General features: G+C 73.4%; 17 protein-coding genes, 1 tRNA gene, 1 pseudogene and 1 CRISPR repeat array. Of the genes and pseudogenes, 11 read left to right on the top strand and 8 right to left on the bottom strand.

Annotated features, from left to right (window positions below; all coding sequences use genetic code 11):
- Positions 1 to 27 precede the first annotated feature (27 nt).
- Positions 28 to 663 carry a TetR/AcrR family transcriptional regulator gene (locus tag ACZ58N_RS13740; RefSeq protein ID WP_471158647.1) on the bottom strand — a complete coding sequence of 212 codons (636 nt, stop codon included), beginning with the start codon at positions 661 to 663 and terminating at the stop codon, positions 28 to 30.
- A gap of 155 nt (positions 664 to 818) precedes the next feature.
- On the opposite strand from ACZ58N_RS13740, the gene ACZ58N_RS13735 reads away from it, so the two are divergent.
- The 6 genes from ACZ58N_RS13735 to ACZ58N_RS13710 all read left to right on the top strand — a co-directional run bounded on the left by ACZ58N_RS13735 (position 819) and on the right by ACZ58N_RS13710 (position 6,708).
- The gene (locus ACZ58N_RS13735) at positions 819 to 1,976 is read left to right on the top strand and encodes an agmatine deiminase family protein (protein ID WP_471158644.1); all 1,158 of its coding nucleotides are present in this window, start codon (positions 819 to 821) and stop codon (positions 1,974 to 1,976) included.
- Positions 1,977 to 2,196: 220 nt separating this feature from the next.
- Entirely contained in the window at positions 2,197 to 3,366 is a 1,170-nt protein-coding gene (locus ACZ58N_RS13730) for an MAB_1171c family putative transporter (RefSeq protein ID WP_471158642.1), read from the top strand.
- Positions 3,367 to 3,675: 309 nt separating this feature from the next.
- Positions 3,676 to 4,128 (top strand): XRE family transcriptional regulator, encoded by a 453-nt coding sequence (locus tag ACZ58N_RS13725; protein WP_471158641.1) that lies wholly within the window; start codon positions 3,676 to 3,678, stop codon positions 4,126 to 4,128.
- A gap of 210 nt (positions 4,129 to 4,338) precedes the next feature.
- A complete protein-coding gene (locus tag ACZ58N_RS13720; protein ID WP_471158638.1) occupies positions 4,339 to 4,701 on the top strand; it encodes an STAS domain-containing protein in 363 nt (120 codons plus the stop codon).
- A gap of 54 nt (positions 4,702 to 4,755) precedes the next feature.
- On the top strand, positions 4,756 to 5,226 hold the full coding sequence (locus ACZ58N_RS13715; protein WP_471158636.1) for an ATP-binding protein: 471 nt from the start codon (positions 4,756 to 4,758) through the stop codon (positions 5,224 to 5,226).
- 417 nt (positions 5,227 to 5,643) lie between these two features.
- Positions 5,644 to 6,708 (top strand): enoyl-CoA hydratase/isomerase family protein, encoded by a 1,065-nt coding sequence (locus ACZ58N_RS13710; RefSeq protein WP_471158635.1) that lies wholly within the window; start codon positions 5,644 to 5,646, stop codon positions 6,706 to 6,708.
- Here ACZ58N_RS13710 and ACZ58N_RS13705 read toward each other — a convergent pair.
- Positions 6,695 to 7,435, bottom strand: a complete 741-nt coding sequence (locus tag ACZ58N_RS13705; protein ID WP_471158633.1) for a TetR/AcrR family transcriptional regulator — start codon at positions 7,433 to 7,435, stop codon at positions 6,695 to 6,697. The two genes, ACZ58N_RS13710 and ACZ58N_RS13705, sit on opposite strands and share 14 nt — an antisense overlap.
- Positions 7,436 to 7,914: 479 nt before the next feature.
- Positions 7,915 to 8,655 carry a GOLPH3/VPS74 family protein gene (locus tag ACZ58N_RS13700; protein WP_385584227.1) on the bottom strand — a complete coding sequence of 247 codons (741 nt, stop codon included), beginning with the start codon at positions 8,653 to 8,655 and terminating at the stop codon, positions 7,915 to 7,917.
- Positions 8,656 to 8,924: 269 nt separating this feature from the next.
- Here ACZ58N_RS13700 and ACZ58N_RS13695 point away from each other — a divergent pair, with 269 nt between their 5' ends.
- The 4 genes and pseudogenes from ACZ58N_RS13695 to ACZ58N_RS13680 form a co-directional block, all read left to right on the top strand.
- Positions 8,925 to 12,068: a hypothetical protein gene (locus ACZ58N_RS13695; protein WP_471158630.1), complete on the top strand. Its 3,144-nt coding sequence runs from the start codon at positions 8,925 to 8,927 to the stop codon at positions 12,066 to 12,068.
- 145 nt (positions 12,069 to 12,213) lie between these two features.
- Complete coding sequence (locus ACZ58N_RS13690; RefSeq protein WP_471158629.1) at positions 12,214 to 14,169, top strand: MFS transporter; 1,956 nt, start codon at positions 12,214 to 12,216, stop codon at positions 14,167 to 14,169.
- A 117-nt stretch (positions 14,170 to 14,286) separates the two neighbouring features.
- Complete coding sequence (locus ACZ58N_RS13685; RefSeq protein WP_471158627.1) at positions 14,287 to 14,490, top strand: hypothetical protein; 204 nt, start codon at positions 14,287 to 14,289, stop codon at positions 14,488 to 14,490.
- 432 nt (positions 14,491 to 14,922) lie between these two features.
- Positions 14,923 to 15,379: a CRISPR direct-repeat array (repeat unit 30 nt; unit sequence CTGCTCCCCGCACCCGCGGGGATGACCCCG).
- 50 nt (positions 15,380 to 15,429) lie between these two features.
- Positions 15,430 to 15,988: pseudogene (locus tag ACZ58N_RS13680) on the top strand (tyrosine-type recombinase/integrase); the annotation flags it as partial.
- Between the two features lie 64 nt (positions 15,989 to 16,052).
- Here the strand turns inward: ACZ58N_RS13680 and ACZ58N_RS13675 are convergent.
- The 5 genes from ACZ58N_RS13675 to ACZ58N_RS13655 all read right to left on the bottom strand — a co-directional run bounded on the left by ACZ58N_RS13675 (position 16,053) and on the right by ACZ58N_RS13655 (position 20,397).
- A tRNA-Arg gene (locus ACZ58N_RS13675) sits at positions 16,053 to 16,128 on the bottom strand.
- Between the two features lie 137 nt (positions 16,129 to 16,265).
- On the bottom strand, positions 16,266 to 17,246 hold the full coding sequence (locus tag ACZ58N_RS13670) for an endonuclease/exonuclease/phosphatase family protein (RefSeq protein WP_471158625.1): 981 nt from the start codon (positions 17,244 to 17,246) through the stop codon (positions 16,266 to 16,268).
- 234 nt (positions 17,247 to 17,480) lie between these two features.
- The gene (locus ACZ58N_RS13665) at positions 17,481 to 17,963 is read right to left on the bottom strand and encodes a RidA family protein (protein ID WP_471159223.1); all 483 of its coding nucleotides are present in this window, start codon (positions 17,961 to 17,963) and stop codon (positions 17,481 to 17,483) included.
- 2 nt (positions 17,964 to 17,965) lie between these two features.
- Positions 17,966 to 18,907, bottom strand: coding sequence for a zinc-binding dehydrogenase (locus ACZ58N_RS13660; protein WP_471158623.1), 942 nt, complete (start codon positions 18,905 to 18,907; stop codon positions 17,966 to 17,968).
- Between the two features lie 212 nt (positions 18,908 to 19,119).
- Entirely contained in the window at positions 19,120 to 20,397 is a 1,278-nt protein-coding gene (locus tag ACZ58N_RS13655; RefSeq protein WP_471158621.1) for a M6 family metalloprotease domain-containing protein, read from the bottom strand.
- A 390-nt stretch (positions 20,398 to 20,787) separates the two neighbouring features.
- Here ACZ58N_RS13655 and ACZ58N_RS13650 point away from each other — a divergent pair, with 390 nt between their 5' ends.
- Positions 20,788 to 21,543, top strand: coding sequence for a TetR/AcrR family transcriptional regulator (locus ACZ58N_RS13650; RefSeq protein WP_471159221.1), 756 nt, complete (start codon positions 20,788 to 20,790; stop codon positions 21,541 to 21,543).
- Positions 21,544 to 21,554 lie beyond the last annotated feature (11 nt).

Genomic DNA, 21,554 nt, shown 5'->3' with positions numbered 1-21,554 from the left:
TCCGCCGGTCCCGCCGCGGGGACCGGCTCAGGCCCCGGCGGCGAGCGCGCGGACGAGGGTCCGCAGCACCGGCTCCGTACCCGGCCCGGCGCCGAGGGAGTCCATGGCCGCCAGGCCGTCGACGGCCGCGGCCACCGCCAGGCCGAGCGGGCGCGGGTCCATACCGCCGCCGCGTTCGTCGGCCAGGACCTGGAAGAGGGCGATGAAGCAGGCGTGCCAACGGCGGTACTCCGCCTCCAGGCTCTCCCGCACCCGGACGTCGTTCAACGCCTGCCAGTGCAGGGCGGCGTGGAGGTGGGAGAGCTCGGCGCCCTCGGGCCGTCCGAGCAGTCCGACCACCCGCTCGGCGCGCTCGGCGAAGGAGCCGGGGGCGGCCACGGCCGCCTCCAGCGGGGCGATCCACTCGGGGCGGATGTCCGCGATGACCGCCAGGACCAGGTCGGTCCGGTCCTGGAAGTGGTAGTGGCACATACCGTGCGAAACGCCGCACAGTGCCGCGACGTTGCGGGTGGTGAAGCGTTCCGCCTGCTCGCCGGCGAGCAGGGTCCGCGCGGCGGCGATCAACCGTGCCCGGGTCTGCTCGCCCTTCACCGAGGCCCGCGGCCTGCCGGCCCGGGCGGGGGGAACGGGGGCGTCCCCGGAGTCCTTCGCGGAAGCTGCCATGGCGTCACTCTAATCAGACTCCGGTGCGTCACCTGCGGTTTCTCCCGATCCGCCGGAACGACCTCGTCCAAACTATTGACCGAGCGCTTGGTCAGTTTTAGCTTTCCGGCCAACCCCGTTGTTCCGACGGGAAGTTGAGCATCGAAGGGAATCCCATGAACGATCACGTGGCGAACCGGCCCGCAGGCGGGGGCATGGGCAGACGAAGGTTCCTCGCGGCGGCGGGCATCACCGCCGCCGCGGCCGCGCTCACGGCGACCGAAGGACGGGCCGGGGCCGCTTCCCTGCCCGCCCCCAGGGCGGCGGGCGCGTTCCGCGTACCGATCGAGGACGTCCGCCACACCCGCACCTGGATGGCCTGGCCGGACAGCACCTCCATCTGGGGCAACCAACTCGGCGGCGTCCAGGCGGACATCGCGCTCATCGCCCGCACCATCGCCAAGTACGAGCCGGTGTACCTCTGCGCCAACTCGGGCAGCGCCGCCAAGGCCCGCTCCCTGTGCGGACCGTCCGTCACCGTCATCAGCACCATCCCCGTCGACGACTGCTGGATGCGGGACACCGGCCCGGTCTTCCGTACCGACGGATCCGGCGGCCTGGACGCCGTCGGCCTGAACTTCAACGGGTGGGGCAGGAAGCAGGCCCACGCCCGGGACAACCTGGTCGCCGGCCGGATCGCCTCCCACGTCGGCGTGGCCTTCACGTCCGCCGCCCTGGTGGGCGAGGGCGGCGCGATCGAGCAGGACGGCGCGGGCACCCTGATGGCCACCCGCAGCAGCCTCATCAACAAGAACCGCAACCCGAACAAGTCGCAGGCGCAGATCGAGGCCGCCATGCTGGCCGCCTACGGCGCCACCAAGGTCATCTGGTTCGACGGCGTCGTCGGCCAGGACATCACCGACGACCACGTGGACGCGACCTCGCGCTTCCTCGCCCCCGGCCGGGCCCTCGTCCAGATGCCCCTGGCCTCCGACAACGACGTCTACGCCAAGGACGCGCGCAAGCAGTACCAGGTCCTGTCCGCGGCCACCACCGCGGGCGGCGCACGCATGGCGGTCGACCAGCTCCAGGGCCCCGACTACTACAAGATCCGCTCCACCAACCCGGACTTCCTCGCCTCCTACGCCAACTACTACGTCTGCAACGGCGCCGTCATCAGCGCCCACTTCGGCGACACCCGCCCCGACGCCGCGGCGAAGACCGCGTTGGCCCGCCTTTACCCGGGCCGCACCGTCGAGCAGCTCAACATCGACCGGCTCGGCGCCGGCGGCGGCGGGATCCACTGCGTCACCCAGCAGCAGCCCGTCGCGTAACGCGAAGCCATCTCCAGGGGGCGGCCGGCGTGGAAGGGGAGGTCCGCGCCGGCCGGGGCGGCCCGCGCGGACCACGGCGTCCGCGCGGGCCGCCCGGTGCGGGGGCCCGGAAAGCCGGCGGGTACGGTTCCGCTTGAACTCGGCGCGTCGGCCACCGGCCGGGCAGCCCGGCCGAACCGTTCGTGGCACCCGTGGCACCGGTAGGAAAGCAAGCATCACCGTGAACACCATCAGAACCCTGTGCTTCGTCATCGCGGCGCTCTCGTCGTACGCCGCGCTCGCCTACCGGCTCTGCCAGGGGCGGCGCAGCCGGCGTGACGGCGCCTACCGCACGTTGATCACCACGCTGTTCTTCCAGTGCCTCACCTTCACCATGGGTGCCGTCGCCATGCGGAGCGAAAGCTTCCTGGGCGTGGGCAACCTTGCGATCCTCGTCATGCACCTGGCGGCGGTCGCCTTCTGCGTGAGCGCGCAGGTCATCTTCCTGCGCTGGGCGGCCGTCGGGCAGGAGGCGGTGCGCAAGACGCGCTTCTGGGTGGCCACCGGGCTCACCCTCGACCTGCTGCTGACCGCCCTCTTCTTCCTCGCGGACGGACCGGCCCGCTGCCCCACGGAATTCGACGGCAGCGGCGAACCGCTCCTCCTCGTGTACCTGCTGGCCTTCATCGCCTCGCAGGCCGTTCCGTGCGTCACCATCGTCCGCCAATGCGGTCCCTACGCCCGGATGACCGACAACGTCTCGCTGCGCCACGGGCTGCGGATGTTGTTCGTCGGGGCGGTGATCCTCCTCGTGTACGGCCTGGTCCGGACGGTCAACGTCCTCAGCATCGCGGCAGGGGTGGGGATCGGGCCCTGGCGGGAGGCCCTCGCGTCCGTCCTCGACGCGTTCGGCATCGTCGCGCTCTCGCTCAGCCTGACCATGTCCTTCTGGACGCCGGTGGTGAGCCGCCTCCTCGACTGGACCCGTTCCTACCGCGCCTACCGCGTCCTGTACCCGCTCTGGCGCGACCTGTACGAGTCCTTCCCGGACATCGCGCTGGAGCCGCCCGGCACCTCGGTCCGCGACCTCGACTACCGGCTCCACCGGCGGGTGGTGGAGATACGTGACGGGTGGCGCGACCTGCGTCCGTACATCGAGCGCGCCGCGGGCGGCGCCGGCGCTCCGGCCGGTGGCGGGACCGACGGGGATCTCGCGGCGGAGTCCCGGCAGGCGTTCACCGAGGCCGCGCAGATCCGGCAGGCCCTACAGGCCAAGCGGGCGGGCACCATCCCGCAGGACAACAAGGACGCGGGCGATTTCGAGGACCGCGACACGGACAACTTCAGTGCGGAAGTCGCCTGGCTCGCCAAAGTCGCGGCCGCCTACAGTAGGCTCCGCAAGGCGAGTTGAGAACTCCCGCCCGGTTTGCATCCCCCGTCAAACCGGGCGGGCATCTCCCGTCCCCCGCTTCCCCCCCCGTACGCCGATGTCCGTCGGGTCGGACGGGTGGCTCCCGTCCCGACCTGCCGGCCGCGCGCCCCCGAAGGTCGGTCGACCCTCGACACGACCGGCAACCCACCAGATGACCCCCGTACATCCAGTTAGCTGACAGCTATCGGCGGGTTCCACGGTGGCTGAATCCAGGCCGATTGTCAACTGACCGCTAATCTGTGAAACTCCTGATTAGCCAGCCGCTATCTCGGGTCCGGGGGCTTCACGATGAGCGCGACCGACGAACGGCCCTTGCTCGCGACACGACTCGACGACCTGTTCCGGGCCGTTCGCCCCGACGGCGGCCGCTGGACGAACGCCGAGGTGGCGTACGAGCTGAAGCGGGCCGATCCCGGCCTGAGGGTCGGGGGCGTGTACCTCTCACAGCTGCGGACCGGTAGGCGGGCCAACCCGTCGCCCGACCTCCTGGTGGCCCTGGCCCGCTTCTTCGGCGTCTCGGTGGCCCACTTCTTCGACGAGGAGCCCCGCGGGCAGACCCGGGAGGACGCCGCAGAGGCCGACGCGGAGGCCGACGCGTTGCGGGAGGCCGGGATCCGGGCCGTGGTGATGCGGGCGGACGGAATGCGCACGGACGACCTCCGCGCCGTCACCGACCTCATGGACCGTTACCGGCAGCGCGCGGGCCTGCCACCGGTCACGGAGCAGCCAGGCCCCGCATGAGGGGCCCCCCGCGACCACGCCCGGGGGTGGAGCCGCGTGGCGTGGATGCGCCGGCCACCGGGGTCGGCGGGGTAGCGTCGCGGGCGTGGGCGAGCGGCCCGACGGCGCGTGACCTGCGGGCCGGGACGCCGGACACGGTCGGAACACGCGCATATCCCGCGGTGACGCGGGCATGCGCAGCACGAGCAGGACGAAAAAGGGTGATGCCGGATGGTGCTGGGAACGGACAACGAACGCTTCACCGTCTCGGTACGGGCGGTGGACGATGCGGTCCTCCTCACACTCGCCGGGGAGCTGGACCACGACACGGCGGCGCCCCTGCGGGACGCACTGGAAACGGCGGCCGCCCGGGGCGGAAGGCTGCTCGTCGACATGGCGGGTCTGGAATTCTGCGACTCCACCGGCCTGAACGCGCTTCTGCACAGCCGCATCACGGTGCAGGAGGCGGGAGGCACCCTCGAACTGGCCGGTCTGACCGGACCCGTCGCCCGCATGTTCCGGATCACCGGCGCCGACGGGGTCTTCCCGGTCCACTCCGACGTGGCGCAGGCGCTGCGGCCGTCGGCCGGGTAGCCGGCGCGGCGGGCCGGCGGGCGCGCAGGGCACAGCGGAAGGGAACACAGGGCCATGGAGCAGCGAACGCCGCGGGACCGGAACTGGCTCCTGGTCCTCGACGGTCTGCCCGACCCGGTGTCCCGCAGTCGTGACTTCGCCCGTAGGGCATTGACCGCCTGGCATTGGCTGCCCACCGAACGGCAGGCCGTGCGCGACGCCGCCGAGGACGTCCTGCTGCTGGTCTCGGAGGTGGTGTCCAACGCCTGTCTGCACGGCGGGGGCCCCGGGGCTCTCGTACTGGACTGCACGGACGAACGGCTGCGGATAGAGGTGACCGACGCGAATCCGCACCCCCCGGTGGCCGCGGCCACCGGGTCGGCCGACCCGGGCAGGCCCGGCGGGCACGGGCTGCTGATCGTGGAACGCCTGGCCCGCTCGTGGGGGGCGCGGCCCGGCGCGTCCGGCAAGTGCGTATGGCTGGAGGTGCCCTGCCCGGTGGGGGGTCCCGGCGCACCCGCCGAAGCCTCCGGACGACACTCCTGAGACCCGTTCGCCGCACTCCCGTCGTCAGCCCGGGGAGAGGTGCGTCGACGGCCTCCGGTCGGTCATCTGGGGCGAGGCTGGAGTTCCGGTCGCACCGCGCCGGGGTGCCGGAGCGGGCCCGTCGGGGCGTGCGCGGCCGGATCCGGGCGAACCGGGCGACGCCGCGGGCGGGGGCGTGGAGGGGGCGCGCGGGCGCTGTCCTCGGCCGGCCGGACGTCCGCCATCAGCGGGTGCGTGACGGGACGGGTGAGAAATCGGCCCATGAGCCGCAGTTCGCCGATCCGGCATCGGCACGGTACCGCCCCGCCGGGCCGCCGGCCGATTTGCGGGCCGTGCCCCGTCGAAGAAGCCTTCGGGGGACACCGGGGACAAAAGAACGATCTTGCGCGGGTGTGCGGAAGCTACATACTGACCGGTGTGAATGCCGATAAAGACACCGTTCTGACCGAGGTCCGAGGCTGTACGGGGGTGATCACCCTCAACCGCCCCGCCGCCCTGAACGCCCTCACCCACTCCATGGTGCTGGCCGTCACCGAGGCGCTCGACGCCTGGGAGCACGATCCCCTCGTGAGCCAGGTCCTGGTGCGCGGTGCCGGCGATCGGGGTCTGTGCGCGGGTGGCGACATCCGGGCCATCCACGCCGACGCGTCCACCGGGGGCACCGCCTCGCTCGACTTCTGGCGGGACGAGTACCGGCTGAACGCGCGCATCGCCCGCTACCCGAAGCCGTACGTGGCGTTCATGGACGGCATCGTCATGGGTGGCGGCGTCGGTATCTCGGCCCACGGCAGCGTGCGGATCGTCACCGAACGCTCCCGCGTCGCGATGCCCGAGACCGGTATCGGCTTCGTCCCCGACGTCGGTGGCACCCACCTCCTGTCGAGGGCTCCGGGGGAACTCGGCACCCACCTCGCGCTGACCGGCATCGCGGTGGGCGCCGCGGACGCCCTGCTGTGCGGGCTCGCCGACCACTTCGTGCCCTCCGCCCACCTCGACGAACTCACCCACGGTCTCGCCGGCGCCCCCGCCCGGGAGATCCTGGCCCCGTACGCGGGGGGCACCGTCCACGGGGGCGAACTCGCCGCCGAGCGGGAGTGGATCGATCGTTGCTACGCCGCCGACACCGTCGAGGAGATCCACTCGCGGCTGCTGGGCAGCGGCGTGGCCGCGGCCCGCGAGGCCTCGGAGGTGTTGCGGACCAAGTCGCCCACCGCCCTCAAGGTGACCCTGGCCGCGTTGCGCCGCGCCCGCGAACTCGATTCGCTGGAAGAGGTGTTGGAGCAGGAGTACCGGGTTTCCGGTGCCGCGCTGTCCACTCCCGACCTGGTGGAGGGCATCCGCGCCCAGGTCATCGACAAGGACCGGACGCCGCGCTGGTCGCCGCCCGCCCTGGTCCAGGTCCGCCAGGCGCAGGTGGACCGCTTCTTCGCCCCGGCCGTCGGCGGGCCGGTCTTCCCGCAGGGTGGTGTCAGTCCCGAGTGATCCTGGTCGCCAGGCCGTCCAGCACCCGCTGGAGTCCGTAGTCGAAGTTCTCCTCGCGCACGCGCGCCGGGTCGTCGTGGCGGATCGAGGTGTGGCCCTGCGTCAGCGGGTGCTCGGCCAGCGCGCTCCGGTCCGCCGGCGCCAGCGAGCGGAGCCATTCGGCTTCGCTGAGCCCGCTGCGGGCGAGCAGGGACAGGTAGGAGGCCTCGCTGGTCGTGGCGCCACTGACGTACGAGATCACCGCCTTGATCGCGAGGTCCGCCTCGCCCGGCGGGAAACCGGCACCCAGGGTCAGCTCCAGCATCCGTTCCGACATCCGCATCAGGTTCGGGCCCAGGTGGGCCAGGCCGACCTGACCGAGGACGGAGGCCACCCACGGGTGGCGCAGGATCATGGCGCGCAGGCTGTGACCGCTGCCGGACAGGGCGGTGCGCCAACCCTCCGGGCCGCCGGCCTCCGGCAGTGCCAGCTCGCCGTAGACCTCGTCGACGACGAGTTCGATCAGCTCGTCCTTGTTCGCGACGTGCCGGTACAGCGAGGTGGCCGCGGTGCCCATCCCGGTCCCGAGCTTGCGCATGCTCAGCGCCTCGATGCCCTCGGCGTCGAGCAGGCGCACGGCCGCCGCGACGATCTGCTCCCGGCTGAGCGCGGGCTGCTCCTTGCGGCGACGGGGCCTGGTCCAGACGGACGGAACGGCGGCTGGGGTCTGCTGCTCGGGTGAGGACATGCCCCCACCCTAACGCGCACGCTGTACGCAGCTTGCGTACGGGCGGGCCGCCGAGTGCGGGGTGCGCGGTCGCAACCCGCGGTGGGGGGGGGGGGGGGGGGGGGGGGGGGGGGGGGGGGGGGGGGGGGGGGGGGGGGGGGGGGGGGGGGGGGGGGGGGGGGGGGGGGGGGGGGGGGGGGGGGGGGGGGGGTGTGGGGGGGGGGGGGGGGGGGGGGGGGGGGGGGGGGGGGAAGGGGGGGGGAGGGGGGGGGGGGGGGGGGGGGGGCCTCCCTCCCCCCCCCCCCCCCCCCCCCCCCGCGCCGGCGACCTGCGGACCGGGTCTTTGGGGGACTTCCGGCCGAGGTGCTGACAAAGCGGTGGAGCGGTGTGCAGCAGGGCCCGCGGCGGTGCACAGGGGTGTCGCGGGTCCTACGGGGTCGTGCCTGTCGTGCCTGCCGTACATGTCGTGCCGGTTGCAGCCGTACTTCGAAGCCGACCCGTCAGTGCGCGGCCACGCGGGCCATCGCACCCGTCCGGCGCGGCTGCAGCGGTACGCCGCCGCTCGCCGGGGGCCGGGCGGCCGGCGGAGCCGGAGCACGGTCACGGCGCGGCTGGGCGGCCACACCGTTCTGGACGTCCATCACGGCGTGCGCCACGAGGCCGCCCATCGGGTCGTGCCTGATCAGGTCCCGCAGCCGGGACCTGGACGACCGACCCTCGTTGCCGGGGTACAGGTGCTTGCCGAGCCCGACCGCGTGGGCCAGGGCGGCGAGCGCCGCGGTCCGCGGGTCCGGGGGTACCCCGGTGCGGATCGCACTGTCCAGCCGGGCACGGATCTCCCGGCTGATCGTCGTGTCGGTCGCTTGGTAGCGAGTCGTCGGCAACACCCCGCACATCTGGCCCGCGACGGCATGGACCATGCCGCAACGCTCCAAATGAGCGAGGTAGATCTGGCGGAGCCCCAGCCGGGGTCCGCCTATCCAGTGGACCGCCCGTACCGGGCTGCCGCGCCTGCGCAGCAGTTCCAGTGCGGAGTCCAGAGTCGGATCTCCTGTCGGCCGTGGCATCACCACGGCGATACGATCCCCATCAGGGGCTATCCGTCCTGCCAGAGCCAGCTCCACTAGCTGTGCCCCGGCCAGGCCGAGGTCGAGCGACTGCGGCTGCGCCGTGGTTCCCGTGGTCGGGTCCAAGGCGAGCAGCAGAAGCTCCTCCGGAATTGTTCTGCGGCTCCTGCCCATCCATGCCTCCCCGCGTGGATGAGTGACAGGGTGACGCCTCTCACATTCATCTGTCGAGAGCGCGTGGCCGCTTTGTGGGGGAACCCGCAGCTATGTCGTTCTCGTCTGGCACGGGGGCGATGCCCCCTAGACGGGACACTGTTAGACGGTTCGGACAGCGACCGGACGGCGATCGAGGAGGAACGGTGGCGGGCGAGTCCCCCGACAAGTCGGTAGATGAAGGAGCGTCGGGGGCGGCGGAGTCCTCGTCCGCGGAACGGGATCCGAGGATGTCGGTGTTCCAACCCCGCGACCCCCTGAAGGAGGCCGTGGCGGCCTGGGTGGCGTCGGCCGAGCCGGCCGCGTCCACCGGGAAGGCGGACGCCGACACGGGCGCCGGCGGCGCCGAGGGCACGGGTGCGGGCTCCGGCGGGGACGCCGGTGCGGGTGCCGACGAGACCCAGGCGTTCGAGGCCGTTCCCGACGCGAAGCCGTCCCCCGGACGGGTGGACTCCCCGGCGGGCCCCTCGAAGCTCGCGGGCCTCGTACGGCAGTCCGCGCCGTCGGACGTTGAGCAGGACGCGGAGCAGAAGGCAGGGCGGAAGGCAGGGCAGGAGCCGGAGCGGACATCGGGCTCCGGTTCGGCGGACGCCGCCGATCCCGCGGACGCGGCGGACCGGGACGACGCGTCCGGGGTGACGGCGTTCGGTGTGCGCAGGTCCGGTTCCGCCCCGAGGCCCGACACGGCTTCCGCTTCGGGCGTCGACGCTGCTCCCGGGACGGGCTCGGGTGCTGCTTCCGGGGCTGCGCGGGATGGCGCCGACACGCCGGCGCGCGACCCGCGTTCCGCGCCGAAGCCCGAGACCACGGCCTTCGGTGTCGTGAAGTCCGGCCCCGCCAAGGATGACGCGCGGGCCGACGAGAGCGAGCGCACGGCGGTGTTCCGGGCGCCGAGGCTGGATTCCGCTTCGGGTCGCGCGGCGGCCGGGACCGCTGCTGCGGACAAGCCCGGGGTGACCGCGTTCGGAGTCGTCAAGCCCGCTTCCGGACCCGGCTCCGACGCCGCTTCCGCTTCTGGTTCCGCTTCCGCTGCCGACCGGGACGGCGCGGGACGACCGTCGCGGGACGACCGGACCACGGCCTTCGGGGTGCTCAGGCCCCGTGAGCAGCCGGACGCGGTGCCGGACCGCGACCCGGACGCCGAGCCGGGCGGCGGGGCGAAGGCCGATGCCGATGCCAATGCCGCGGCCACGGACGCCCCGAAGCCGGACGCCAAGCCCGGCGCCGAGCCGGCCGCGGCCGACAGCGAGCGGACCGCGGTCTTCCGTGCGGTGAGGCCGGATGCGGCACCTCCCGCCGCCCCCGTCAAGCCCGCCCCGACCGCGAACGCGCCCGAGAAGCCCGTCCGGGGCGCGGCCCGGGACGGGGACGCGCAGGACGCCGAGGCGGCCAAGGACGCCCGGGACTCCGGTGGCGCTGCCCCCGACAGCGAGCGGACCGCCGTCTTCCGTGCCGTGAAGGCGGACTCCGCGCCTCCCGCGCCAGGGAAGACCCCGCCCGCCGCGGCCGACGGCGAGCGCACCGCGGTCTTCCGCGCGGTGAAGCCGGGCACGGCGCCTCCCGCCGCCCCGGGCGGGTCCACCCCGACCCCGGACGCGCCGAAGAGGCCGGCCGAGGGCGCAGCCCCGGCCAGGGACCCCAAGGCCGGCGCGGCCGGCGCCGGCAAGGCCCCCGAGGGAGCCGACGGAGCCGACCGGGCCAAGGCCGACCAGAACGACAAGGTCAACAAGAACGACAAGAACGACAAGAACGACAAGAACGACGAGAACGGCAAGGGCGGCGCCGGCTCCGACAGCGAGCGCACCGCCGTCTTCCGTGCCGTGAAGCCGGGCGGCGCCCGGCCGGCGCCGGCCGGTGACGCGCCCAAGGCGGCGGGGGAGGAGCGTGCGTCCAGCACCTTCGTCCCGCTGCGCGGTGACCTCCCCGCCCCGCCGAAGCCGACCCCCGTGGCCGGGCCCCCGGCCCCGCCGAAGCCGGCCCCCGCGTACCCGGCCGCGCCCGAGCCGCCCGCCCCGGCGGGTCCGGCTGCCGCGCCCCCGGCCGCGAACCGGCTCGACCAGAGCGAGCGGACCACGCAGCAGCCGCTGCCGCCCAGGCCGCCGCTCGACATGCTGGCGGACCTGACGAACAACCCGCCCCCGCCGCCGAGCCCGCTGCGCACCGCCGTCCGACGGTTCAAGATCTACGCACCGATCGTGCTGCTGCTCGCCGTCGTGCTCGCGGTCGTGCAACTGGTGCGCCCCCTGCCGGCGCCACAGCTCGCGCTGACCGCGAAGTCCTCGTACACCTTCCCCGGCGGCAAGCCCGACCTGCCCTGGCCCACCGAGGGGCAGGCCTCCATGGCTGCCGCCGGCCTCGGCACGATCGGGTCCTCCGGCGAGCAGAAGCCGGTGCCGATCGCGAGCGTCACGAAGTCGATGACGGCGTACATCATCCTGCGCGACCACCCCTTCAAGAAGGGTGAGAAGGGCGCGATGATCGACATCGACAAGACCGCGGAGACCGAGGGCCAGAAGGACAAGTCGGACAACGAGTCGACCCTCAACACGGTCAGGGAGGGCGACAAGATCTCCGAGTACGACGCGATCGCCGCCCTCATGATCCCGTCGGCCAACAACATCGCGCGACTGCTCGCCCGCTGGGACTCCGGGAGCCAGGAGGCGTTCGTCAAGAAGATGAACGACACCGCCAAGGAACTCGGCATGACCAACACCACGTACACGGACCCCTCGGGTCTGGACGCGACGACGGTCAGCACCGCCGAGGACCAGGTCAAGCTCGGCCTGAAGATCGTCGAGATCCCCGCCCTGGTGGACATCACCAGGATGCCCAGCTGGGTCGACCCGTACGGCAAGACCTGGCCGAACTGGAACCGCCTGGTCCCGGCCAATGACTCCCTCGGGATCAAGACCGGTACGACGACCAAGGCCGGCGGAAACCTGCTGTTCGCCGCGCAGAAGAAGGTCGGCGGCACCAACCAGCTGATCGTCGGCGCGGTCCTCGGGCAGCACAAGCCGCCGATCATCGACAGCGTCATCGCGGCGAGCCGGACGCTGCTCATCGCCACCCAGAAGTCCCTCCAGGGCGCGCCCGTCGTCAAGAAGGGCGACGTCGTCGGGTACGTCGACGACGGCCTCGGCGGTCGGACCCCGGTCGTGGCGACGGCCGACGTCCAGGCGGTCGGCTGGTCCTCGCTGACCGTGGACATCAAGCTGGGCGACGGAGGTACGAAGCTCCCCGCGACGGCCAAGGCCGGAACGGAGGTCGGCGTGCTCACCGTGGGCGAGGGCGCCAGCCAGGTGAAGGTACCGGTGGCGCTCAAGACCGAGCTGGCCACCCCGGGCATCGGCAGCAAGCTCGTCCGCATCGGCTGACGGCGTCGGCCGTCCGCTGCGGCCGACCGCGTCGGCCGTCGGCAGCGGCGCCGGACCGGCGCCCCGGGCAACCCCGGGGCGCCGCGGCGCGTCCAGGTAACCGGGACGGCACCCACGTGCACGTGCCGGGGAGAGAGTGTCATCGGTGACCACCGCTGAGCAGCACCAGAAGTCCGGGCGGCCCCGGCCCTCCGGGCCGTCGGGCAGCCCCGCCGAGCCCGCGGGCGCGGCGGGAACGTCCGGTGCGGCCGAGGTGCCCGCCGGGTCGGCGCCCTCCGGTCCCGGGGACCAGTCGTCGTCCCCGGCCGGGCCCGACGGCATAGCGGCCCGGGCGCTCGCGGCTGCGCACCGGCACCCCGTCGCCGTCGCCACCGCGCTCGCCGCCGTGCTGCACGTCGTCTGGTTCTTCACCTTCGCCAACAGCGGCGGAGACCTGGCCGCGCAGGACGCGTGGGCCGAGTTCGTGGGCCGGCATCCCGACACCGCGTACAACCTCGCCTGGTACGGGGGCATGCACCCGGTCTCGTACAGCGTGGTCTCCCCGTACGTCATGCACATGATTGGCGTCCGGACGACGATGATGATCGCCGGGACCTGCTCGGCAGGACTCCTCGCGCTGATCCTCACCCGCTGCCGCGACACCGTCCGGCGTCCGCTGTGGCCGGCCCTGGCCGGGGTCTACGGGCTGCTGTGCAACGCGCTCTCCGGCCGGGTCACCTTCGGTCTCGGCGTGCTGTTCGCGCTGGGGGCCGTCGCCGCCGTCTTCTGCTGGCCCCGCAAATGGGCCCGGCGGCGCTGGGCCAAGGCCGCCGTCGCCGCCCCGCTCGCCGCACTGGCCACCGCGGCCAGTCCGGTCGCCGGCCTGTTCCTCGGGGTGATCGCCGCCGCGCTGTTCCTGAGCGGCCGACGGCCGGGCGCGTACGCCCTCGGGCTGGCCCCGGCGGCCGTGGTCGGGCTGTCCGCGTGGCTGTTCCCCTTCTCGGGGACGCAACCCATGAAGATCGGCTCGGCCTGGCTGCCCTTCATGTTCGGCCTGGCCATCCTGTTCCTCGTACCCAAGCGGTGGAAGACGGTCCGGATCGCCGCGGCCGTCTACGCCCTCGGCGTGTTCCTGACCTGGGCGATCGACTCCCAGGTCGGTTCGAACGTCACCCGCCTCGTCATGCTCTTCGGCGGCGCGGTCCTCCTCGCCGCCCTCCCGTACACGGCCCCGCGCTCCGGGCGCCGGCGCGCGCTGCTGCTCGCCTTCGCGGGACTCACCGTCTGGATCACCACCAACAGCGTCACCGACATCGTCCGCACCACACCGGTCGCCGCCTGGAACCGCGAGCTGGCCCCCCTGATCTCCCAGTTGCAGAAGGCGCACGCCGACCGCGGCCGGGTCGAGGTGGTCCCGGCCAGCAGCCACCGCGAATCCTCGGCCTTCCCCTCGTACGTGAACCTCGCGCGCGGCTGGAACCGGCAGGCGGACCTCGAACGCAACCCGCTCTTCTACGACGACACCCTCACCGCCGAGACCTACCGGGCCTGGCTGGAGCGCTGGGCCGTGCACTACGTCGTCCTGCCCGCCGACCAACCCGACTCGGGCGGCAAGGACGAGGCGGAGCTCCTGCGCGAGGGCCTCCCGTACCTCCGTGAGGTCTGGGGAGACGCGAACTGGAAGCTCTTCGAGGTCAAGGACCCGGGCAGCCTGGTGGCCGGCCCCGCGAAGGTCGTACGGGCCGGCGCGGACCGGATGGTCATCGACGTCGAGGCGCCCGGACGGGTCCTGGTCCGCATCCCCCACTCGCCGTGGCTGGGCCTGGTGGACGCCGCGGGCAAACCGGTCCTGGCCCCCCAGGAGACGTTCGCCTCCCGGGCCCGCGGCGCGTCCGCCGCCCCGAAGGAGTACGCCAACACCGCCGGCTGCCTCTTCAAGGCGGCCCCGGACGCCCTCGGCGACGTGTGGACGGAACTCCTGGTCCCGGCCCCCGGCCAGTACCGGATATCGGCGAAGTACCAAATCCCCCGCGGCACGCCCTGCCCCGAGTCACTGATCCAGGCCGGAGTGGGCACCCCGGAACGCCCCGCGACACCGCCGCGACCGCCCGCGCAGCCCTGAGTCGTCATTCTTGCTGCAAGCGATTTCTTTACGTGCGGTTCCGGGTGCATTGGTACGCATATCTGCATACGATCCGAGTAGTCCGATTGGGTGCTTCCCGAGGGAGTTGACGACGGGATGAGCAAAGAGCAGAAGCAGGACGTCCAGGCCGTACTGGCGAAGGTGACGGAACAGCTCCAGCTGCCCCGCACGGCCGGTCACGGCTTCGACGGTCCGATCCGGAGCAAGGTGAAGGGCGGGGCACACACCAAGGCTGCCCTCAAGCGCGCCGGCACTCCCCAGGGCGACAGGATCGGCGAACGCAGCCGAGGCCTCAGCTGACACCCCGGCCCCACCCTCACACGACCGAGGCGCGAACGCCGCCGGCTGCCGTCGCTGACGTCGGCTGTGGATGTCAAAGGGCACCTACCGAAATCGGTAGGTGCCCTTTTCCCTGGTGCCCCCGGCAGGATTCGAACCTGCGACACCCGCTTCAGGAGTCCTCCCTCCGGCTGAAGCGGGATGCCCGGAAGCGTGAGCGGTCTGCGCCTGGGAGGCCTCGGTGGTCGTCGTCGACCGCCGACGTTGTCGTCAAACGCTGTCGTCAGAAAGTTGACGCTTGTCAGGTGCCCCCCGCGGAGTTGACGTGCTGCTCGGCTGCGATGGGCATCTGGCGGGAACGTCTGGCGTATGCCTTAGATCTACCTTTTGCCGGATTCGATGAAAGTGATGCAGAAGGCTCAATGGCCCGCGTAAAGTCCCAGCTCGGAAAGCCTGCTCCCCGCACCCGCGGGGATGACCCCGCCTCGGTGGGGTGCCAGGAGGCGTACAGGTTCTGCTCCCCGCACCCGCGGGGATGACCCCGGCAAGCGGGGCGTACGGGCCCACGGCCACGGCTGCTCCCCGCACCCGCGGGGATGACCCCGGTCGGGCGGGTGTCCGGCTGAACGGTGGCGGCTGCTCCCCGCACCCGCGGGGATGACCCCGCCCATCCAGCGGTCGGCGTTGACGAGCAGTGCTGCTCCCCGCACCCGCGGGGATGACCCCCGTGCCGCTCTCTTCCAGGCCAGCTTCGCCCACTGCTCCCCGCACCCGCAGGGATGACCCCTCGTCCACGCTCACCCAGCGTCGGCCGGCGGGCTGCTCCCCGCACCCGCGGGGATGATCCCCAGCGGCGCGGAGGACGGCCGCGTACTCGGCGCTGCTCCCCGCACCCGCGGGGATGACCCCGGCGTTGCTCCTGAGCGTCGATCCATGGCTTGGCTGCTCCCCGCACCCGCGTGGACGCTGGACGAGACACTCGCGTTCCTGGAGGCCGCACGCGCGGGAGGCCCTCCATGCCGCCTTCGTCCTGGCCATCGCGATGGGGCTTCGTCGGGGCGAGCTGGTGGGGCTGAGGTGGTCGGATCTTGACCTTGGCGGGCGGGTTCTGCACGTTCGCCAGCAGACCCAGCGCCGGCGCGGCCAGCTCTACCACGACGATCAGAAGAGCCGGCGACAGCGGGTCGTTCCCCTGCCCGCGATGTGCATTGCTCCACTGCGCTGGCACCGTCTCAAGCAGCGCGGGAACTTCCATGAGACCGGGGTGGCGTGGTCCGAGGACGGCCCCGTCTTCGCCACCCGGAACGGTCGGACGGAGGAGCCGCGGAACGTCTACCGCCACGGGTGCGCGACCCTGCTGACCGCCGCCGGGGTGGCGCCCAGGGCCATCATGGAGATCCTCGGGCACAGCCAGATCAGCATCACCATCAACGTCTGCACACACGTTGTGGACGACACGGAGCGGGAGGCGATCAGCCACATGGACCGGATGCTGAGGCGCCGGCGCCCAGGTTCGTGACCCCGTTGCCGTCAATCAGTGCAGTCAAACGGCCCGGAGCGTGATCGCTCCGGGCCGTTTTCCCTGGTGCCCCCGGCAGGATTCGAACCTGCGACACCCGCTTTAGGAGAGCGGTGCTCTATCCCCTGAGCTACGAAGGCGGGACCGCAGACAGCCTAGCGGATCAGGATGCGGGTGGTCGCCCCGATTCCGGGGTGGGTCGACCGGGGGTGGCGGACCGCGGGTTCGGGGGCAACGCCCCTGCCGTCGGGGCAGGTCGGGCCGGAGGCGCGGACGGTCAGAAGCGGATCGACGCGGCCACCGGGAGGTGGTCGCTCGCGGTCGGCGGGAGGGTCCAGGCGGAGATCGGGGAGAGGCCCCGTACGAGGATCTGGTCGATCCGGGCCACCGGGAAACGGGCCGGCCAGCTGAAGCCGAGGCCGCTGCCCGCCTCCTCCTGCGCGGAGCGGAACCGGGACGTCAGCGGGGCCAGGGCGGTGTCCGCGGTGGTGCCGTTGAGGTCGCCCATCAGCAGGACGCGGGGGGCGGGGTCGGCGCGCAGGGCGGCGTCGAGGTTGCGGGCGGCGGCGTTGCGGCGCTCGGTGGCGAAGCCTCCGGGACGCAGCCGGACGGAGGCCAGGTGGGCGACGTACACCGTGACGGGCCCCCCGGGGGTGTCGGCGGTGGCGCGCAGGGCCCGGGTCCACGGCATGATCGGGACGGCCCCGGTGTCGCGCAGGGGGAAGGTGCTCCACAGGCCCACCGTGCCCTCCACCACGTGGTACGGGTGTGTCGCGGCCAGCTCCCGTTCGTAGGTCCGCGTCGCGGGTTGGGTCAGCTCCTCCAGCGCGATCAGTTGCGCCCCGGACGCGGCGACGGCCCGGGCGGCGCCGGCCGGGTCCGGGTTGGCGTCGTCGACGTTGTGGGTGGCGACGGTCAGCCCCGCGGGGCCGCCGGTGCCCCGGTCGGTCAGCAGGGCCGGGCCGTGGAGCCCCGTCCAGGTGAGTACGGGCAGCAGGACGGCGATCAGGGCCGTGCGCGAGCGGCGCAGCAGCGCGCCGGCGAGCAGGGGCAGGACGAGTAGGCCCGCCCAGGGGAGGAACGTCTGGACGAGGCTGCCGAGGTTGCCGGTGGCGGGGCCGTTGGGGATCAGGGAGCTCAGCGCCATCAGCAGGGCGGTGAGGACGCAGAGCCCGGCGATGACCCTGCCCCGCCCGGTGACGGCCCACCGGCTCCCGGGGACGGCCGCCGGGGGCGGTGGTGGGGGTGTCGCGTTCATGCCCCGGAAGACGCCCGGAACGGGCCGGGGGTTCGCCCGCCCCGACCCCGCCCGTCCGAACCCCGCCCGCCCCGACCCCGCCCGTCCGAACCCCGTCCGCCCCGACCCCGCCCGTCCGAACCCCGTCCGCCCCGCGCCAGCCGTTCCGCCCCCGCCCGAAGCGACGGCGGCCGGGTCCGCGTCCGCGTCCGCCTCCTCCGCGCGTACGAAGCCCCCCGACGGGCCGTCACGGCCTCACACCCCCATCGGGGTGTGCAGTTCCACGACCAGCTCCACCTCGACGGGCGCGTCGAGCGGCAGCGCCGTCACCCCGACCGCGCTCCGGGCGTGGATGCCCGCGTCGCCGAAGGCCGTTGCCAGCAGCTCGCTCGCGCCGTTCACGACGCCCGGCTGGCCGGTGAACGAGGGGTCGCCCGCGACGAAGCCCACCACCTTCACCACCCGCTTCACCGCCGACAGGTCCCCGGCGACCGACGCCACGGCGGCGAGCGCGTTGAGCGCGCACAGTCCGGCCAGTTCCTTCGCCTGCTCCGGGGTCACCCCGGCCCCCACCTTGCCGGTCAGTGGAAGGGCCCCGTCCACCATCGGCAACTGGCCGGAGGTGTACACGTGGTGCCCGCTCAGGACGGCCGGCACGTACACGGCGACCGGCTCCGGGGCGGGCGGCAGGGTCAGCCCGGCCGCGGCCAGACGCTCTTCGGGGGTCGCGGGGGTCACGGTCACGACGGGCTCCTCCGGGGGAAGTGGACGATGGGTTTGACCATGCCCGGCTCCCGCGCCGAAAGCCGCCGAAAGGCCTCCTCCACCCGGGTGAAGGGGAATTCGTGGGTGGTCATCACGGTCGGATCCAGCAGCCCGTCGCCGATCAGATCGAGCATCAGGGCCGTCCGCGCCCCGCTCGCCGCCCCGTACGCCGCGCCGGTTCCCGCGCCCTCCGGTCCGGCCTCCGGTCCGCCCTCCGGTCCGGCTCCGGCACGGCAGCGGGCGAGGGTGACGCGCCCGCCCGGCGCCGTGCCCGCGCGGGCCGCCGCCCGGGCCCCCGGGAAGGCCGTCGCCAGGATCGCGCAGTCCGCGCCGACCCCGCCCGTCAGCTCCAGGATCCGTTCGGCGGAGTGCTCGTACGCCGGGTCCACCACCACGTCCGCTCCGAACCGCAGCGCCAGCAACTGGCGGCGGGGCTCAGGTTCCACGGCGATGACCCGCGCGCCGCGCAGCCGCCCGGCGGCCACCGTCGCGCTGAGCCCCACCGCGCCCTGCCCGAACACGGCGACGCTCCCGCCCGTCATCGCCCCCGCCTCCTCGGTGGCGGCGAAGCCGGTGGCCAGCGCCCCGGCGGCGTACAGGGCCTGGTGATCGGTGATCCGGTCCGGCAGCGGCACCAGCCCGGCCCCGGCGACCGGCACCCGGAAGTACTCGGCGAGCCGCCCCCGGCCCTCGGCCGCCACCCGCAGACCGAGGTACGACTCCGGCACCCCGACGCCGACGGCCCGCACCACCCCGACGGACTCGTGGCCGAGCCCCTCGTCGCAAGCGGCGTGGCCGTCCCAGGCGCAGACGAGGGCCGCGGTGGTCCGTACGAGGACCTCCCCGGCACGGGGCCGCGGCACGGGCCGGTCGATCAGGGCCGGGGCGCCGTCCGGGCGCAGCACGAGGGCCTTCACGGCGGTCAGCCTCCAAGGTCGGCGCGGGCGGTCGCGGGTCGGCCGCCGGCCCGGGGCGCACGCCCCGCCCTCGGCCTCCCCACCCCAGCCTCCCCGCCCCGGGGCTCCCGCGCGGGGGCCGGAGGTCCGGACCTGCCGGGCCGACCGGCCCCGGTCGGCCCGGGAACGGGGCCGGGAGCCGTCACGGCGGGACCCGCCCCGCCCGGGAGCCGTCAGGGGCGGGTGATCCGCACCTGATAGCTGCCGTTGCGCAGTTCGCCCACCACCGAAACGCTGATCCCGGACTTGTCGTCGGTGAAGGTCTCGCCCGGGACGAAGGGCGCGTCCGACAGTTCGGCGTGCACGTTGGGCCGCCGGGTGCAGCCGCCGCTGTCCGCGGCGCTGTCGCGCACGGTGACCGGACCACGCCCGGTGTCCACGTCCGAGTCGACCTTGTAGATGAGCACGCCGGGCTTGCACACGGCCTCGTCGTTCCCGGCGCGCGTGCGGACCTCGATCGCGTACCCGGCGCTCTCCGACAGAGGGACGAAGGCCAGCTTCGTGCCGCCCTCCACGGCCAGCGGCGACAGGACGTGATCGCTGATCCCCGACTTCGAGGCGCAGCTGATCTGCTCCCCGTCCAGCCAACCCAGCTTCCACTTGTGCCAGCCGAGCAGGTCGTTGTTGGCGCCCCAGTCCTCGCTCATGATGTCCCAGTGCCCGACCGTGCCGCCGCCGTCGGCGGTGTACAGGTCGGGCAGTCCGAAGACGTGCCCGTTCTCGTGGGGGAGCACCCGGTAGCCGGTCTCCCGGTAGGAGCCCGAGCCGTCGTCCTGCCGGCTGTAGACGAAGGACGTGTTGGCGAGCGGCACGCCGTCGGCGACCGGTGCCTCGGCGTTGCCCGAGAAGGTCACCGACAGCACGGTGTCCAGGGCCGACGGACCGGCGTTCGGCGTGACCAGGACGTTGACCAGGTCGTACTTGCCGAAGTCGACCTCGCTGTCGGCGGCCTTCGCGATGTGCTCGACGAGTTGCCGGTAGCCCGGTTCGTACGGGGACCCGCGCCCGATCCCGTACTGCGCGAACGGCATCGGCATCCGCAGCCACTCCCTTATCGGCGCCTCGGCCCGATAGGTGAGCCGGCCGTAGGAACTGGTCCGGAACCAGTCGGAGGTCTGGGGGAAGAACTCCGACAGGCGGTCCATCGCCGTGCCCTCGCCCTTGGCGTCGGGGAAGTCGATCATCAGGTTCAGTGCGCGTACCTCGCCGGTCGACCGGGAGTACCCGGGCGGTGTCGGCAGGCCCTCGGACATCTGAACGCCCATGGTCCCGGTGATCCGGCAGGGTGCCAGCAGGGATTCGGCGGTGGTGGCCACGGGGCCCGCCGCCGAGTGCCCGCGTCCCGATATGCCCGTGCTCGCGGTCGCCGTGATGCCGAGTGCCAGCGCGGTCAGGCCGATGTACGCGCAGGTGCGGCAGTGTCTGCGTATCCGGCGGCGGGTCTGCGGCATGAAGATCGCCTTCGGGTCCGCGGCAGCCGGCCGGGTCCGGACTGCGCTCTGTTCGCCCACCCTCCGTCGGTCGCGACGCGCCCGCGCGTCGGGAGCGTCCAAACGGGACTAGACCACCCGTCGATCTGTGAGCCAGGTCACACCTGCGGGTGAAATAACCGGGGACTCGATCCCCGTTTGCACCTACGTCGCGCGAAACGGGGACCCGCTCCCCGCTTCGCCACACGGTGGACACGTCGCACCGGAACCGGACCCCGCGTCCGAACCGGCACGAACACCGGCACCGGCGCCGGCATGAGCACCGGCACCGGCGCGCACACCGGCACCGGCATCGCGGTACGGACACCGCCACCGTCATCAGCACCCGAGCCCGTCCAGGAAGGCCCCGGAATGAACACCCCGACCCGCACCCGCGCGGCCGCCCCCGTCGCGGCGGGGGACCTCGCCCCCGCGGCGACGGCGACCCTTCCCGCCCCGCCGGCGGTCGGGGCCGTGGCCCCGGAGCCGACCACCGCCCCCACCCGGGTGCCGAAGCCGCGCGCGGACGCCGTCCGCAACCGGGAGCGCATCCTGGTCGCGGCCCGCGAGATGCTGGTGGAGTTCGGCTCGGACGCGCCGCTCGACGAGATCGCCCGCCGCGCCGGCGTCGGAAACGCCACGCTGTACCGGCACTTCCCGGACCGCTCCACCCTCGTCCACCACGTCGTGCTGTACGTGACGGGCCGCGTCGCCGCCCTCGCCGAGCACGTCCTCGCCGAGGAGCCCGACCCCTTCACCGCGCTCTGCCGCTTCGCGCACGCGGCGGCCGACGAACGCATCGGCGCCCTGTGCCCGATGCTCGCCGCCGGCTTCGACCCGGAGCACCCCGAACTGATCGCCTCCCGTACCGCGTTGGAGGGCGCCGTGGAAGCCCTGGTGGCCGCCGGGCAGGACGGCGGACTCGTCCGCACCGACATCGGCGTCGGTGACCTGATGGTCGCCCTGTCCCAGTTGAGCCGCCCGCTCCCCGGCACGGGCTGCCCCGACATGGACGGGTACGCGCACCGCCACCTCCAACTCTTCCTCGACGGACTGCGCGCCCCGGCCCGCTCCGAACTGCCCGGTGTCGCGGCCTCCTTGCGGGATCTCAGACGCAGGACCACATGAGGCGCGGAACC

It is taken from the genome of Streptomyces sp. NPDC040432 (genome assembly GCF_055595445.1).
Note: the sequence above shows the minus strand (reverse complement) of the source record. Positions and strands in the feature narration are given on the sequence as shown.

Coding starts and splice junctions, on each gene's coding strand:
- ACZ58N_RS13715 (WP_471158636.1), top strand. CDS start 4,756: ATGGAGCAGCGAACGCCGCGGGACCGGAACTGGCTCCTGGTCCTCGAC.
- ACZ58N_RS13720 (WP_471158638.1), top strand. CDS start 4,339: ATGGTGCTGGGAACGGACAACGAACGCTTCACCGTCTCGGTACGGGCG.
- ACZ58N_RS13685 (WP_471158627.1), top strand. CDS start 14,287: ATGAGCAAAGAGCAGAAGCAGGACGTCCAGGCCGTACTGGCGAAGGTG.
- ACZ58N_RS13705 (WP_471158633.1), bottom strand. CDS start 7,435: ATGTCCTCACCCGAGCAGCAGACCCCAGCCGCCGTTCCGTCCGTCTGG.
- ACZ58N_RS13700 (WP_385584227.1), bottom strand. CDS start 8,655: ATGGGCAGGAGCCGCAGAACAATTCCGGAGGAGCTTCTGCTGCTCGCC.
- ACZ58N_RS13725 (WP_471158641.1), top strand. CDS start 3,676: ATGAGCGCGACCGACGAACGGCCCTTGCTCGCGACACGACTCGACGAC.
- ACZ58N_RS13650 (WP_471159221.1), top strand. CDS start 20,788: ATGAACACCCCGACCCGCACCCGCGCGGCCGCCCCCGTCGCGGCGGGG.
- ACZ58N_RS13695 (WP_471158630.1), top strand. CDS start 8,925: ATGTCGGTGTTCCAACCCCGCGACCCCCTGAAGGAGGCCGTGGCGGCC.
- ACZ58N_RS13655 (WP_471158621.1), bottom strand. CDS start 20,397: ATGCCGCAGACCCGCCGCCGGATACGCAGACACTGCCGCACCTGCGCG.
- ACZ58N_RS13670 (WP_471158625.1), bottom strand. CDS start 17,246: ATGAACGCGACACCCCCACCACCGCCCCCGGCGGCCGTCCCCGGGAGC.
- ACZ58N_RS13735 (WP_471158644.1), top strand. CDS start 819: ATGAACGATCACGTGGCGAACCGGCCCGCAGGCGGGGGCATGGGCAGA.
- ACZ58N_RS13740 (WP_471158647.1), bottom strand. CDS start 663: ATGGCAGCTTCCGCGAAGGACTCCGGGGACGCCCCCGTTCCCCCCGCC.